We start from the raw sequence: 15,542 nt of genomic DNA on the forward strand, positions 1-15,542 counted from the left end.
AGAGCATACGCATGGCGCCCCCGCCCTTCGCCATGCCCCCGGAAGGGGCACCACGCCGCGCTGTCTGCGCGGTCCCGCCCCCCCGGATCGCCGTCCAGGCAACCTCAGAGGGCAATACAGGCGAGATGGGCGCTTCGGGCGCTACAGGCGCTATGGGCTCAGGCAGGATCGGGAACATGCAGTGCGATGCTGCGAGCGCAGAAGATGGGGACGAAGCCGGCAATCGCAAGCCAAAAAAACGGGCACCCCCTCGGGTGCCCGCGCAATGCCGGGGCCGGCTGTCCGACCGGCCATCAGCAACTCCTCTCGCTCGCCCCCTGGCGGGGGCTCGATCACGAATCCTTGCCGATTCGTTGATGTTCACTGGCGTCAGGCCCGGCCGAAGCCGAGCCTGAGCGGTGCGATGAGACAGCTTGCAGACGAGTCTGTTTCGATCAGTTGTGATAGGCCGATTCGCCGTGCGAGGTGATGTCCAGCCCCTCGCGCTCTTCGTCTTCCGGCACGCGCAGACCCAGCACGATGTCGGCGATCTTGAAGGCGATGAACGCCACCACACCCGACCACACGAGCGTGGTCAGCACGCCCTGGAACTGGATCCAGACCTGACCGGCAATCGAATAGTCCGGTGCGACCTTGTTGGCCACGTAGTCGTAGATGCCCGTGCCGCCAAGCGACGGGGCAGCGAACACGCCCGTCAGAATCGCGCCGAGCATACCGCCCACACCGTGAACACCGAACACGTCGAGTGCATCGTCGGCTTTGAGCAGGCGCTTCAGGCCATTCACGCCCCACAGGCAGATCAGGCCAGCCAGCAGGCCGAGCACGATCGAGCCCATCGGGCCGACGAAACCGGCAGCCGGGGTAACGGCCACCAGACCGGCCACCGCACCCGACGCGCCACCAAGCATCGACGGCTTGCCCTTGCCGATCCACTCACCCGCCGTCCACGACAGCGTGGCAGCCGCAGTGGCGAGCAGCGTGTTGACGAAGGCGAGCGCAGCACCGCCGTTGGCTTCCAGGCCCGAGCCGGCGTTGAAGCCGAACCAGCCGAACCAGAGCAGCGAGGCGCCGATCATCGTCATCGTGAGCGAATGCGGCTTGAACGCCTCCTTACCGAAGCCTACGCGCTTGCCCACCATGTACGAGCCAACCAGACCCGCGATAGCGGCGTTGATATGCACCACCGTACCGCCGGCGTAGTCGAGCGCGCCCTTCTGGAACAGCCAGCCGGCGTGGGCATTGGCCGCGTCGGCGGCAGCCGCGTCGGTGTAGGCGTCCGGACCCGGCCAGAACCAGACCATGTGGGCCATCGGCAGGTACGAGAACGTGAACCAGATTACGGTGAAGAGCAGCACGGCCGAGAACTTGGCACGTTCGGCGAAGGCACCGACGATCAGCGCGCAGGTAATGGCGGCGAAAGCGGCCTGGAACGCCATGTACGCGTATTCCGGCACGTTCACGCCCTTGCTGAAGGTTGCCGCGACCGAGTCCGGCGTCATGCCCTTCAGGAACAGACGATCGAAGCCGCCGAAGAACGCCCCGCCCTCAGTGAACGCGATGCTGTAGCCGTAGATCGCCCACAGCACGACCACCAGCGAGAAGATGATGAAACACTGCATCAGCACCGAGAGCATATTCTTCGAGCGCACGAGACCGCCGTAGAACAGGCCGAGGCCGGGCAGCGTCATGAGAATCACAAATGCGGTGCAGGTCAGCAGCCACGCCGTGTCGCCCTTGTTCGGCGGTACGGGTGCCGCAGCCGCGGCGGCAGGGGCTGGCGCTGCGGTGGCCGCAGGTGCCGGTGCAGCGGCAGGCGTTGCGGAAGAAGCGGCAGAAGCCGCGGGTGACGCAGCCTCAGAGGCGGCGGCGGGCGCCGAGGCGTCCTGGGCAAGTGCAGCGGTGGAGCCGAGGCTCACGGTGCCGGCAACGCCCAGAAAAGCGGCGGCGAGCAAGAGTTTGGCAAGCAGTTTTTTCATGATTGTTGTCTCTTATGTAGGACCTTTACAGCGCGTCTTCGCCGGTCTCTCCCGTACGGATGCGGACCACATGCTCGACGTTTGACACGAAAATCTTGCCGTCGCCGATCTTGCCGGTGCGGGCTGCCTGCTCGATGGCGTCGATCGCCTGGTCGAGCAAGGCATCGCCGATTACCGCCTCGATCTTCACCTTCGGCAGGAAGTCGACGACATATTCTGCACCTCGATACAGCTCGGTATGGCCCTTCTGGCGGCCGAAGCCCTTGACTTCGGTCACCGTAATGCCTGCCACGCCGATGTTCGAGAGGGCTTCACGCACCTCGTCGAGCTTGAAGGGTTTCACAATTGCGGTAATCAGCTTCATGATGAGTCGCTCCTTAGAATGTCTTCGACAGTCCTACGACGACCGTTGCCTTGGAAAGCACTTTGCCGGAGTTCGCGGCGGTGTAGTACTTTTCGTCGGCATTCGTATCGATGTAGGAGACCGACACGGAGAAGTTCTTGCCCAGGTCTTTCGACAGGCCGATCTTCCAGTCGGTATAGCTTGCCGCGCTGAAGTTATGCACCCACTGGTGGCCCACGTGGCCCACGGCAGAAAGGCCCCAGAAGCCGAGATCGTAAGTGCCCGTCAGGTCGAGGTAGCCACTGTTCGACGTATCCTGGCCATCCGGGCTCACGAGACCGAACAGACGGGTCATCGAGTGCGAGTACTTCAGCGTTATGGTTTTCCAGCCCACAGCGGCATACAGTTCAAACGTATGCGGACGCGGGAAATAAGTCCCGGACGGATAGGTGCCCGGGTAGTAGTACTGCAAGCCACCAAAATCGATGGTCCAGTCGGGGATGATTTCCTTCTTCCAGCCCCCGTAGAAATCCATCTCGATGGGAGCGCTCACCGCCGAATTCCCATCCGAAATCCAACTGATGTTCGATGCCCACACGCCGGCATACAGGCCGGATTCATGTGCGATATCGAAACCACCCTGTACCGCCGGACGCTTCGCCGTTTGCGAAATACCGCGGAAGCGATAGTCCGAAAACAGACCGATGTTGGCGGTGATCGTCAGCGGTTCGGCCGCAGCGGCGGCTGCGTCGGCCGGTGCTGCGGCGGGCGTGGCACCCTCGGCGCTCGCCTGAGCAAACGCGCCGAAGGACATTGCCATCGCACCAGTAAACACAACGCCAGCCATCGCAGTTGACACTTTTTTCATCACTTTCCCCTAAGTTGAAATCCAAGTCTTGGTACAGCGTGCGGCAGGTTGCGGACTGGGTAGAGCAACTCCCGTGCCAGCCTCGGAATCTGCGTGCGCTGCGACGCGCAAGATACGAATTTCGAGATAAAAAATTGGCAAAATTGCGGGGAGAGTGAGGCAAGCAAACAACGCGGGCGAAGGCAACGATGCCCGGCGATTCGGGTCAGATCCTTACCGGGTAACGGTTCGGCGGTTTCCTGCGCTGGCTGGGCGCAGGAAACGGTGATAGAGTTGCGCCAACATTTGATGTCCGCACCTGATGCACCACCTTGCACCCGTCAAACCGGCCCGTTGAAGCACACAGACGGTGCAAGCACCACATTAGTGCAAAGAAACGACGAGAGGAAGGCTTATGAAACCGAACGAGATCCTGCAAGACATGCAAGCCAAGGTGAGCGAGATGCTCAAGCAATCGCCCGCCAAGGATATCGAGCGCAATGTCAAAAGCCTGCTCAACCAAGGCTTCACCCGGCTCGATCTGGTGACTCGCGAAGAGTTCGACGTGCAGGCGCAGGTGCTCGCACGCACGCGCGAGAAGCTCGAGGCGCTGGAAAAACGTGTGGCTGAACTCGAAAGCCTGCGCAGCGAAGCGCAAGACTGACGATTCACAGGGGCGCCACGGCGCCCCTTGTCGTTTCCGGGGCCTGCGTGCCGGCGCAAGCCCCCGGCGGGCAGTGCCTCGCGCTCGCTATGCTCGAAGTCTCTCCTGAAGTCCCGATCTGCTATCGGAATCGTCCTAAGTTCCGACGGGCCTTTCCAGCACATCGCTGCCACCGTTCCGAAAACACCCCCACTCCCCGTATTTCCGCCGATAAGACGTTGCGCGACATGGCGTGCGGCAACGAACATCGACGCATGCGATGCACTTCGCGATGTTCGAGCCACGAGGAGGAGACATGTCATTGGCAGTTGTCAGCAGCCGAGCGATCACCGGAATGGCGGCACGCGCGGTGACTGTGGAAGTGCATCTGGCCAACGGGCTGCCGGGCCTGACACTGGTCGGCCTGCCCGATACCGAGGTCAAGGAAAGCCGTGAGCGTGTGCGCTCGGCATTGCAGAACAGCCGGTTCGAATTTCCCGCGCGACGCATCACTATCAATCTGGCCCCCGCCGATTTGCCGAAAGCCTCGGGCTGCTTCGATCTGCCGATCGCCCTCGGTATTCTCGCCGCCAGCGGTCAGTTGCCCGACGCCGGACTGCGCTCGCACGAGTTCGCGGGGGAGTTGTCGCTCACGGGGGAGTTGCGCGCCGTGCGCGGCGGCCTGGCGATGGCGAGCGCCATTGCAGCCGAATCGCCGGCCCGCGCGCTGGTACTGCCCGCGGGCAGCGCGCAGGAAGCCGCGCTGGTCGAAGACGCCACGGTTTATGGCGCGCACACGTTGCTCGACGTCTGCGCACACCTCGCTGAACCCGACGTGGCGACGCCGCTACCGCGTGCCATCCTCCCGAGTGGGCTCGCAGTGTCGGCGTTCTGCGGCAGCGATGCCACGCGCACGGCCGACATGCCGGACATGGGCGACGTCAAAGGACAGGCCCACGCCAAACGCGCGCTGGAAGTCGCCGCGGCAGGCGGGCATCACATCCTGCTCTACGGACCACCGGGCACAGGCAAGTCGATGCTGGCGACACGACTCGCGGGGCTGCTCCCTGCACTGAGCAAAGCGCAGGCCGTGGAAGCCGCTACGCTGGCCAGCCTCAGTGCGCAGGGCTTCGACATGCGGCATTGGGGACGGCGGCCGTTTCGTGCGCCGCATCACACCGCATCGTCAGCGGCCCTTGTGGGCGGAGGAAGCACACCGCGTCCCGGCGAAATCAGTCTCGCCCATCGCGGCGTGCTGTTTCTCGACGAATTGCCCGAATTTCAGCGCCGTGTGCTCGAAGTTCTGCGCGAGCCGCTGGAACTGGGCCACGTGACGATCGCACGCGCTGGCGGCCACGCAACGTTCCCCGCCGCTTTTCAACTCGTGGCCGCTATGAATCCGTGTCCGTGCGGCGATCTGGGGCATCCGTCGCGAAGCTGCCGTTGTACGAGTGAGGCAGTCACGCGATATCGCACCCGTCTCTCAGGACCACTGCTCGAGCGCATCGACCTGCATGTGGAGGTCCCTGCACTCAGTGCCGAGACGTTCGCCGCGCCAGCCGACGGTGAACATAGCGAGGTGGTGGCGCGGCGCGTGGGGCAGGCGCGGGAGCGCCAGCTTTCGCGGCAGGGGCAGTTGAACTGCGGCCTGTCGGGGCGTGCGCTGGAAACGCAATGCACACTGCAACCAGACGCTCAGGACGTTCTGCACCGGGCGGTAACGCAGCACTATTGGTCAGCACGCACCTATCATCGGGTGCTGCGCGTAGCGCGCACGGTGGCCGATCTCGCAGGATGTGAAGCGATCGAAGCCCACCATGTCGGAGAAGCGGTGCAGTACCGCGAAGCGCCGTCGGCGTGACGGCTTCACTCCAGCGTAAAGGAGTCGAGGAACTGATCGACCTGTTCCTTCGCGGGCGCTTTGGTCGCCAGAACGACCACCTGATAGACATGGTTGCCGCGCCCGACAAAGCGGGCCGCAACGTAACGCTCGGTCTTGTCGCTGGCCATGCCTTGTGCGGAGACGGCCAGCCCGGGAATCGCTGGCGCGTCGCCGGCTTGACGCACCATCACCTGCTCGGGGGCCGCCGTTGCCTCGTTCACGTTGGCGAGCAGGCCGTGCTGCAACTCCGTCAGGACGGTCTGGCGCAGCGTTGCATCGTCGCCGGGAAGGGTCACCACGCCAACGGCAAAGAGTGCGGCATCGACCCGTGCGGCTTGCATTCGCATGGGCAGCGGCCCCGAGGCGAATTTCACTTCACGTGCGTCCTGTGTCGGTTTGGCGGGATAGGTCGCCGCATACGCGCCGTCCTTGTCGTGCACCTCACGCCAATCGTAGCGAGGGGAACAGGCGACGAGCACGATCGTCGCAGCGAGCATGGCGCAGACACGGACAACGCGATTCATAGACGAGAGAGGAAGTGAGAGGAACGCAAACGCCCATTATCCGCCATGTGCTGCGACACGAAAAACGCGTCGTGGCGGATACCGGTATCATCGGCGGCATGACACACACCATTGCCCGCCAGACCCGGGCGTTGCTCACCGAAGTCTGCGAGAAGCCGCGCAAGCTCGCGGCTACGCACCTGCCGGCAGAGTCTTCGCGAATCGCCCGCCAAATTGCGACGGCGTGGGTCATGCTGGCGACGGGGCTTTTCGTGGGCACAGCCACCGCCGCCCCCGGCGGCATGGTCAGCCCGACGGCCCCGAAACTCGAATTGTCGCAAGCGACGGGCGTCACGTATCCGCACGAGGGCACCCTCGCAGCAGCCCCAGTCGATAGCAAGACGGCCGCGAAGGCGCAAGCCGCCGTGCCAGTGGCGACGGACTTCGCTGCCCACGCCCGCCGCGCAGCCTCGCTCGATGCGCCGCTGATCGTGCTGGTGTCGCTTCGCGACTGCGTCTACTGCGGCCCGATCCGTCAGCGCGAACTCGCGCCGCTCGTGCGCAGCGGCAAATATGAGGTGCGCGAGATCGGCATGGACAGCCGCGCTCCGGTGCGCGACTTCGACGGCTCGACGACCACCGGTGTCGCCTGGGCGCGCGCGCATGGCGTCAAGGTATCGCCGACGGTTTTGTTCCTCGATACGAGCGGACGCCCTGTCGCCGACCCGTTGATCGGAGCGGGCCTGCCCGACTTCTACGGCGCGTATCTCGACGACGCCATCGCCCGCGCACGCGCGCGTTTGCACGGCGGGAGCGGTGCCACGACACGCTGAGATTCAGAGTAGAATCGACCTCACCCAATGAACCCCATCACCCACACGGCTGTGTCATGAGCGCTACGACCTCCCGCAAGTCTGCCCTGGGCAAGATTCTCGCCTTGGCGATCATCGCCGTGGTGGCGATTGCCGCCTATTTCACGTTCGCCGGACAGAAGCGCGCGCCCGAGGCGACGTTCACGCTGCTCTCCGGACAGAAAGTCGGCACCGAACAACTCAAGGGCAAGGTCTATCTCGTCAACTTCTGGGCGACGAGTTGCACGACGTGCATGAAGGAAATGCCGACGATGGTGCAAACGTACGAGAAGTACAAAGGCCAGGGTCTGGAGTTCGTCGCGGTCGCCATGAGCTACGATCCGCCGATGTACGTGATGAACTACGCGCAGTCGCGTCAATTGCCGTTCAAGGTAGCCATGGATTCCGATGGCAGCGTGGCCAAGCAGTATGGCAACGTGCAACTCACGCCGACGACCTTCGTCGTGGATCGTGACGGCAAGGTGCTCAAGCAATACGTGGGCGAGCCGGAATACGCAGAACTCGACAAGCTCATCGAGAAGGCGTTGGCCAAACAGGCCTGACGCCACCTCACGTCACTTCGCCGCATCGCAAGCGCCCCTCGGGGCGCTTTGTTTTTGGCGGTGCCATCAGCGCAAATCGACGACATCCGTCACGACCACCGCCACGCGCGAGGCACCTTCGGCACGACCGCATGGCGGGCAACCTGCAAGGCTCGGGCGTCTCGCGCAACGTTGCCTTGCGTCCATCCGCCCTCAATGCCCTCAATGCCCTCAACGCCCGCCGTCGCCCCCCTCGCCATGACCGCGGGTATGGAGTCCATAACGCTTGAGCTTTTCGTAGAGCGTCGCCTTGGGCACATGCAGCGCCTCAGCGGTCGCCGCCACATTGCCCTTGCTGTGTTCGAGCGCTTCTTGCAGCACAGCGCGCTCAAAGCGTTCCACCTGCTCCTTGAGCGGCAGCGGTGCGAGCGAGTCGCCCTCGGGCGCGCTCGCCACGCCGAGCACCAGACGGTCTGCGGCGTTGCGAAGCTCACGCACGTTGCCCGGCCAGTCCGCCTGCATCAGCTCCTGACGCATCCGGTCGGAGACCACTGGCGCCGGGCGTCCATAACGGACGGCGGAGTCAAGCATGAAGTGCTCAAACAGCGGCAGAATGTCTTCACGACGCTCGCGCAGCGGCGGCAACGCCAGCGTCACCACATTCAGACGGTAGTACAAATCGCGACGGAAAGTCCCCTCGCGCACGAGCGCTTCCATGTCACCCTTGGCCGCCGCGACCACACGGCAGTCGACGCGAATCGACTGGTTCGAGCCAAGCCGCTCCAGCACACCGTCCTGCAACACGCGCAACAGTTTGACCTGCAACGCCGCCGGCATGCTCTCGATCTCATCGAGAAACAACGTGCCGCCCGACGCGTGCTCCAACTTGCCGATGCGTCGCTTCGCCGCGCCGGTAAACGCCCCGACCTCGTGCCCGAACATCTCGCTCTCGAAGATCGCTTCGGGCAGTGCGCCGCAGTTCAGCGCAACGAACGGCGCATCGCGGCGGCGCGACAATTCATGCAGGCTGCGCGCCACCAGTTCCTTGCCGGTACCGGTGTCGCCGTTGATGAGCACGGGGGCATCGGTCATCGCGACGTTGGCGATGAGCGTGCGCAGCGTCTCCATCGACGGACTGCGGCCAATGATGCGCGAGGCGCGTCCGCCCTGCTCTGCCAGTTCGCGCCGCAGCGCCTGGTTCTCCAGCATGAGCTTGCGTGTCTCGAGCGCACGCTTGGCCGATTCGATCAGACGATCCGGCGCGAACGGCTTCTCGATGAAGTCGTAGGCACCGTCGCGAATGGCCTGCACCGCCATCGATATATCGCCGTGACCGGTCACGAGAATCACCGGCACTTCCGGGGCATGCTGACGCAGATGAGCGAGCAGTTCCAGCCCGCTCATGCCGATCAGACGAATGTCGGACACGACGATACCGGCGAAGTCCGGCGTAATACGCTCGCGCGCGGCTTCGGCGGACGCGAGCCCGAAGGCGTCGAGTCCGGCGAGTTGCAAGCTTTGCAGCGTGGCACGCCGCACGAGTTCATCGTCTTCGACGAAAAGGATCTGGAGGTTCTTGTACATCATGCGATTGTCGTGCCAGTGCGCTGCACTCGGCGCAGCGTCACGAGAAATTCTGCGCCACCGCCAGGAACGTTGCGCGCGGCCAACTGGCCGCCGTTTTCCTGTGCGATGGACGATGAGATGGCGAGTCCGAGCCCCATGCCCTGACCGCCTTCCTTGGTACTGAAAAATGGTTCGAACAAGCGCGGCATATGCGCCTCCGAAATGCCCGGCCCGTTATCGCGCACATAGATGCGCACCCACAGGTCGTCGGCGTCCACATCGATCCAGATCGACGGCGGCGCGTGCGCACTGGATGAACTCACCACGGCGTCGATGGCATTCCCCACGAGATTGATCAACACCTGTTCGAGACGCAGTCCTTCGCAGGCAACCTGCACCTCGTCCAGCCCGTCGGCAAACGTCGTCGTCACGTGAATACCGGCGAGACGTCCGCGAAGCAGCATCAACGTATTGTCGAGCGCGCGATGCACTGACGCTTCCATGTCACCACGACGCGCCCGGCCCGCGAAGAGCCGCAGTTGCCCGGTGATTTTGCCCATGCGATCGGTGAGCGACGCGATGGCTTCCAGATTCTCCTGCGCCGCGGCGTGCTCACCGCGTTCGAGCAGCACGCGCGTGTTATCGGAGAAGCTGCGCAGCGCCGAGAGCGGCTGATTGAGCTCGTGGGTGATACCGGCAGCCATCTGCCCCAGCGCCACGAGTTTCGACGCCTGCACCAGTTCGCTCTGGGCCTCGCGCAACTCATGTTCGGTGCGCGAGCGCTCCTGCACTTCCGTCTGCAACCGCTGGTTGGCCGATTGCAGATCGGCGGTACGCTCCGCCACCCGCTCGCCAAGTTCAGCGTAGGCCGACTGCAACAATTCGCGGCTCTTGAGCATGTCGCGCACGCGCTGGCGCCGCTGGTTCCACGCCACCCCCAGCAAGCAGGTGAACGCGGCAAGACACGCCGCAGCCACCGCCGCGATCCGCGCGTTCGCAATGACCTGATCGAGCGGCGCGAAGTACATCAGCGTCCAGTCCGGCTCGCCGAGCTTGCGCTGTACGGCGAGAAACCGTCGCGAATGGCCCGCACCGCGCCCGTCGCGCACGCTCACCACTTCGCCGTCGGCATCGAGCCGTTCGTCCTCGGTCCAGGCGAGTGGCGTGATGTTCTGGTTGTAATACTGGCGAGTGCTGTCGAGCGCGGCCTTCACGTCGGGCGTGAGCGGCGCGAGCGCCCGGTACTGCCAGCGCGGTTCGGACGACAGAAACACCACGCCGTGATCGTCCGCGACGACGACCGGCTCGGAAGCATCGGCACCGGCGCGCTGAAACCACTCGAGGTTGAGCTTGACCACGACCACGCCGCGAATCTCACCGTCCACGACAATCGGCTGCGAGACGAAGTACCCCGGCTCGCCGGACGTGGTCCCCACGCCATAGAAGCGGCCCAGTGCGCCTTTGATGGCGTCGATGAAATACGGACGAAAACGGTATTCCTGTCCCACGAACGTGGCCTTCTCACGCCAGTTGCTGGCGGCCAGCGCCAGCCCGTTGGCGTCGATCACATAGGCCGCCGACGCCTTGGCGCGCTGATTCACGTCGAACAGATAATCGTTGGCACGCTGCACCACCGCGCGATCTTCCGGATGGAGCAGCAGATCGTGTACGTACGGATGCAGCGACAGCAGATAAGGCAGGAATTCGTACCGGTCGACCGTGCTGCGCAGACTGCCCGCGTAACGCTCGACGCGCGCCCCGGCGTTCACGCGCAGATCGGCCACGCCGCGCTGCCAGCTCAAGGCATACGTCAACCAGCAAAACAGGACGCTCGCCAATAGCATGACGACGATCCATGACCAACGGCGCATCGGCACAGTCCTCTCGAGATCGATGGGGACTTCGTCGCGCCGGGGGTCCGCAGGCGAGGCAGTGTCACCTTTCGGTGCGCGGATCATATTCTCGTGCAGGGTGGCCATTGGGGCACGGCGTGCGTGAGCCGAAGGACCACCGGGCGGCGAAGCTCAGGCGCTATTGTGCCTGTGCCGCGCCGCCCGGTGGCGAACGTTGCGTGGGCAGAGGACCGGCGCACCCGCGCAAGACAACTCACGCGCAGCCCCGGCTGCCCCTGCCGCCGGCCGTCAGGCCAGTTCCGGCTCTCGCTTGCCGGACATGGCTTGCGCCAGTTTCTTGCGATCCAGTTCCTTTTCCCAGGCCGACACGACGATCGTGGCAACACCGTTGCCGCAGATGTTGGTCAGCGCACGGCATTCGCTCATGAAGCGGTCGATACCGAGGATCAGCACCATCCCGGCCACCGGAATCGTCGGGATCACGGCGAGCGTTGCGGCCAGCGTGATGAAGCCGGCGCCGGTCACGCCCGAAGCGCCCTTCGAGGTCAGCATTGCCACGGCGAGCAGCGTGAGCTGTTGGCCCCAGGTCAGATCGATATTGGTCGCTTGCGCAATGAACAGCACGGCCATCGTCATGTAGATGTTCGTGCCGTCGAGGTTGAACGAATAACCGGTCGGGATCACCAGACCCACCACCGACTTCGAGCAACCGGCCTTCTCCATCTTCTCCATCAGGTGCGGCAACGCGGCTTCCGACGAGCTGGTACCCAGCACGATCAGCAGCTCTTCCTTGATGTAGGCGAGGAAGCGGAAGATCGAGAAGCCCGTGATCTTGGCGATCAGACCCAGCACCACGATCACGAACAGGAACGACGTCAGGTAGAACGTGCCCATGAGCTTGGCGAGCGGCACCAGCGACGCGATACCGTACTTGCCGATCGTGAAGGCCATCGCACCGAACGCACCCAGCGGCGCCACCTTGGTGATGATATGCACCACACGGAAAAGCACGCCCGAGACGCTGTCGATCCAGCCCGTCACCACGCGGCCACGCTCACCGATCATGCCCAATGCGGCGCCGAACAGGACAGCGATCACGAGGATCTGCAGAATCTCACCCTTGGCGAACGCATCGGTAATCGTGTTCGGAATCAGGTGCAGCAGGAAGTCGACGAACGTGTCGCCGTGGGCAGCCTTCTCGGCATAGCCCGCGATCGCCTTCGGATCGAGCGTGTTGATATCGACGTTGAACCCGGCACCCGGCTTCAGGACGTGAGTCGCGATCAGGCCGATGAGCAGTGCGAGCGTCGAGACGACTTCGAAGTAGATGAGGGCCTTGCCGCCGACGCGGCCAACCTTCTTCATATCTTCCATGCCGGCGATACCGGTCACGACCGTACAGAAGATCACCGGGCCGATGATCATCTTGATCAGCTTGATGAACGCATCGCCGAGCGGCTTCATCTGAATCGCGAGGTCGGGCTTGAAGTGTCCGAGCAGCACGCCGATGACGATGGCGATCAGCACCTGCACGTACAGGATGCGGTAAAAGGGTTTTTTGGTCTGGGTTTGCATGTTGTTTCCTCTTCAGGCGGCGGGGCAAGCCACCGCCCTTGTTATCAATCCGCGGTGACCCCGCGGATCTCGCTTTGCGCGAAGCGCATTTGCTCCTCCATCACCATCTGGGCCAGTTCCTTCTTCAATTCATTGAATTCGCTGCCTGCCGTGTCGCGCGGACGGGGTAGTTCGATGACCACGTCTCGCTTGACCGTGCCCGGCCGGTACGTCATGACGACGACCCGGTCGGCCAGATAGATCGACTCCTCGATGCTGTGTGTGACGAAAATGATCGTCTTCTTGAATTCCTCCCAAATCCGCAGCAGCTCGTCCTGCAACGTGCGGCGCGTGAGCGCGTCGAGCGCCCCGAACGGCTCGTCCATGAGCATGATCGGACTGTCGAGCGCGAGCACGCGGGCAATCGCCACGCGCTGACGCATGCCGCCCGACAGATCGCGCGGGAACCGGTCGCGAAACTCGCGCAGGTTCAACTTGCCGAGCAGCAGGTCCACGCGCTCGTTGATCTCGGCGCGCTTCATTCCCTTGATTTCGAGCCCGAAGGCGATGTTCTGCGCCACCGTCATCCACGGAAACAGCGCGTACTCCTGGAACACCATGCCGCGATCCGGGCCCGGCTCGGCAGCGGCATCCGCACGGCCGTCGATACGAATCGCACCCGAGGTCGGTTGGACAAAGCCGGCCAGCGCGTTGAGCAGCGTCGACTTGCCGCAGCCCGACGGGCCGAGCAGGCAGACGAACTCCCCCGCGCCAATGTTCAGGTCGATGTCCTTGAGCGCATCGACGGTGCCGCCGGGAACGGGGAACTGTTTGTTGACGTTGTTGATTTCGATCAGCATGTCGTTCGCCTCACTTGGTTTCGAGACCACGGTGCCACTTGAGCAGGTGGTTGTTGAGACGATCCATGCCCAGGTCGATCACCAGGCCGAGCAGACCAATGGTCAGCATCCCGGCAATGATCTTGTCCGACCACATGTACTCGCGCGCTTCCAGAATGCGGTAGCCGAGCCCGTTGTTCACGGCAATCATCTCGGCCACGATCACGACGATGAACGCCGTACCGATACCGATCCGAATACCCGACAGGATGTACGGCGTCGCGGCCGGCATGATGACGCGGCGGAAGATCGTGAACTGGCTCGCGCCGAGGTTGCGGGCCGCACGCAGATAGATGCCGTCGACATGGCGCACGCCGGCGATCGTGTTCATCAGCACGGGAAAGAACGCCCCGAGCGCGATGAGGAAGAACGCCGGCGGATTGCCCAGACCGAACCAGAGAATCGCCAGCGGGATGTACGCGATCGGGGGAATCGGACGCACGACCTGCACCAGCGGATTGAAAAGCCCGTAGACGCGGGGGCTCGTGCCCATCAGCAAGCCGAGCGGCAGCGCGATGACGGTGCCCACGAGAAAGCCCATGATCACGCGATACAGGCTGTTGGCGGCGTCAGTGAGCAGTTCGCTCGAATGCAGCCACGCGCCAAAGCCGTCGGCCATCGAAACGGTCGGTTGGAGGTATTGCCACCACTTGGTCACGACAGCGACCGGCGATGGAAGAATGATCGGGTTGATCCACTCGAGGCCCGTGACGATCTGCCAGATCACCACGACCGAGAGCGGAATCAAGACACCACGCAGCAAACGCGTGGTGCGCGAGGTACCCGTAGAAGCAAGCACAGCGGCCATCCGTTCGCCTCGCCTTACTTGATGTTCAGCTTGGTCTTGGCCTTGGCGAGCAGGTCGAGCTTGACCCAGTCTTCCGCCTTCGGCACCGGATCCTGCAGCTTGCCCACGCCGTACTTCTTCATGAGGTCGGTCGTGAGCTGCACATGCGAGACGCTCAGGTCGTAGCTATACGGCGAGTTGCCGATCGCGTCGCTGAAGTCCTGCGTTGTGATCTGGTTCTTGAACATGTCCTCGCGCACGTACTTCTCGGCCGCTTGCGGGTTCTTGATGAAGTAGTCGGTCGCCTCGACGAACGCGTACATCAGGCGTTGCGCCACGTCCGGCTTCTCCTTGTAGAGCTTCTCGGTGATGACGAGCGCGCGCACCGGCTCGCCGATGGGCGTGTCGTACGGCTTGAGCACTTCCACGCCAAAGCCCTTGTTGATGGCTTGCGAGGCCTGCGGCTCCGACTGGCACATTGCGTCGATGCTGCCGGCGGCGAGCGCCTGATTCAGATCGGCGTAGGCCATGAACAGAATCTGCACGTCCTTGCCCGGCTGGTCCGACCACGTCAGACCGGCCTTGGCCAACTCGGCGTACAGAATCAGTTCCTGGGCGCCGCCGCGGGCGACACCCACCTTCTTGCCCTTGAGATCGGCCACCTTGGTGACCGGCAGACCCTTCTTCGCGACGAGACGCACACCGCCCTTCGCGAAACCGGCCACGGCATAGATCGGCGCCCCCTGGGCGCGACCGGCGATGGCGGCGTCAAGCGCGCTTGCCGACACGTCGATCTGCCCCGCCACGATCGCCGGCATGATGTCTACGCCCTTGGCGAACATGCGCTCCTCGATCTTCAGACCGTACTTCGGTCCAATGACCTTCATGTACGACACCGCGCCATAGTGGGCGAACTTCAGATTCCCCAGACGCACCAGATCATCGGCAAAGGCGTGTAACGAAGCCGCGCACAAAGCCGCGGCAGCAAGACATTGCTTGAACATAAGGTCTCCTCTCTTATTTGAACGGCTTGCCCTGCGTCTCTGGATTCCCGTCGGGTTTCCAGACAACGCGGCAGCACGCGCATTAAAAAGCAATACTCATGCCAATTACGCAAGTCTTTGATTCTATTGAGCGAAATTGTGGAAAACCCGATGGTCGGTGATACGGAAAGCTGGAAAACAGGCGAGGATACTTTCTGGTTTTCCAGAAAGTCAGGTGAAATATTGGCGATTTCACGCGAAGTGTCGGGCAAACCCCGAGGCGGTCCGCACACAACGGGCCATTGAAAAAATC

14 protein-coding genes are annotated in these 15,542 nt (G+C 63.3%); 4 read left to right on the plus strand and 10 right to left on the minus strand.

Annotated features, from left to right (window positions below; genetic code table 11):
• Positions 1-434 precede the first annotated feature (434 nt).
• The 3 genes from amt to PBR20603_RS01755 are packed head-to-tail and all read right to left on the minus strand — an operon-like array spanning position 435 to position 3,187.
• Complete coding sequence (gene amt / locus PBR20603_RS01745) at positions 435-1,976, minus strand: ammonium transporter (protein ID WP_150557820.1); 1,542 nt, start codon at positions 1,974-1,976, stop codon at positions 435-437.
• A 25-nt stretch (positions 1,977-2,001) separates the two neighbouring features.
• On the minus strand, positions 2,002-2,340 hold the full coding sequence (locus PBR20603_RS01750; protein WP_010804740.1) for a P-II family nitrogen regulator: 339 nt from the start codon (positions 2,338-2,340) through the stop codon (positions 2,002-2,004).
• A gap of 13 nt (positions 2,341-2,353) precedes the next feature.
• Positions 2,354-3,187, minus strand: coding sequence for a TorF family putative porin (locus PBR20603_RS01755; protein WP_150557821.1), 834 nt, complete (start codon positions 3,185-3,187; stop codon positions 2,354-2,356).
• 394 nt (positions 3,188-3,581) lie between these two features.
• On the opposite strand from PBR20603_RS01755, the gene PBR20603_RS01760 reads away from it, so the two are divergent.
• A complete protein-coding gene (locus tag PBR20603_RS01760; protein ID WP_042114239.1) occupies positions 3,582-3,830 on the plus strand; it encodes an accessory factor UbiK family protein in 249 nt (82 codons plus the stop codon).
• A 295-nt stretch (positions 3,831-4,125) separates the two neighbouring features.
• Entirely contained in the window at positions 4,126-5,670 is a 1,545-nt protein-coding gene (locus PBR20603_RS01765; RefSeq protein WP_150557822.1) for a YifB family Mg chelatase-like AAA ATPase, read from the plus strand.
• Positions 5,671-5,675: 5 nt separating this feature from the next.
• Here PBR20603_RS01765 and PBR20603_RS01770 read toward each other — a convergent pair whose 3' ends face one another.
• Positions 5,676-6,188: a hypothetical protein gene (locus PBR20603_RS01770; protein ID WP_246174324.1), complete on the minus strand. Its 513-nt coding sequence runs from the start codon at positions 6,186-6,188 to the stop codon at positions 5,676-5,678.
• Positions 6,189-6,286: 98 nt separating this feature from the next.
• Here PBR20603_RS01770 and PBR20603_RS24280 point away from each other — a divergent pair, with 98 nt between their 5' ends.
• Both PBR20603_RS24280 and PBR20603_RS01780 read left to right on the plus strand, forming a co-directional pair.
• Positions 6,287-7,027 carry a thioredoxin domain-containing protein gene (locus tag PBR20603_RS24280; protein ID WP_246174325.1) on the plus strand — a complete coding sequence of 247 codons (741 nt, stop codon included), beginning with the start codon at positions 6,287-6,289 and terminating at the stop codon, positions 7,025-7,027.
• Between the two features lie 56 nt (positions 7,028-7,083).
• Complete coding sequence (locus PBR20603_RS01780) at positions 7,084-7,608, plus strand: TlpA disulfide reductase family protein (protein WP_150557824.1); 525 nt, start codon at positions 7,084-7,086, stop codon at positions 7,606-7,608.
• A gap of 210 nt (positions 7,609-7,818) precedes the next feature.
• On the opposite strand, the gene PBR20603_RS01785 is transcribed toward PBR20603_RS01780, so the two are convergent.
• The 6 genes from PBR20603_RS01785 to PBR20603_RS01810 form a co-directional block, all read right to left on the minus strand.
• Positions 7,819-9,171, minus strand: a complete 1,353-nt coding sequence (locus PBR20603_RS01785; RefSeq protein ID WP_010804733.1) for a sigma-54-dependent transcriptional regulator — start codon at positions 9,169-9,171, stop codon at positions 7,819-7,821.
• Entirely contained in the window at positions 9,171-11,132 is a 1,962-nt protein-coding gene (locus PBR20603_RS01790) for a sensor histidine kinase (protein WP_150557825.1), read from the minus strand. The genes PBR20603_RS01785 and PBR20603_RS01790 overlap by 1 nt, the downstream gene beginning before the upstream one ends.
• A 162-nt stretch (positions 11,133-11,294) precedes the next feature.
• Positions 11,295-12,581 carry a dicarboxylate/amino acid:cation symporter gene (locus PBR20603_RS01795; RefSeq protein WP_150557826.1) on the minus strand — a complete coding sequence of 429 codons (1,287 nt, stop codon included), beginning with the start codon at positions 12,579-12,581 and terminating at the stop codon, positions 11,295-11,297.
• A 44-nt stretch (positions 12,582-12,625) separates the two neighbouring features.
• Positions 12,626-13,420, minus strand: a complete 795-nt coding sequence (locus PBR20603_RS01800; protein ID WP_150557827.1) for an ABC transporter ATP-binding protein — start codon at positions 13,418-13,420, stop codon at positions 12,626-12,628.
• A gap of 10 nt (positions 13,421-13,430) precedes the next feature.
• Entirely contained in the window at positions 13,431-14,267 is an 837-nt protein-coding gene (locus tag PBR20603_RS01805; RefSeq protein ID WP_174977743.1) for an ABC transporter permease, read from the minus strand.
• A 14-nt stretch (positions 14,268-14,281) separates the two neighbouring features.
• Positions 14,282-15,250: an ABC transporter substrate-binding protein gene (locus PBR20603_RS01810; protein WP_150557828.1), complete on the minus strand. Its 969-nt coding sequence runs from the start codon at positions 15,248-15,250 to the stop codon at positions 14,282-14,284.
• Between the last annotated feature and the right edge of the window lie 292 nt (positions 15,251-15,542).

Source organism: Pandoraea bronchicola, from assembly GCF_902459805.1.
Taxonomy (GTDB): Bacteria; Pseudomonadota; Gammaproteobacteria; order Burkholderiales; family Burkholderiaceae; genus Pandoraea; species Pandoraea bronchicola.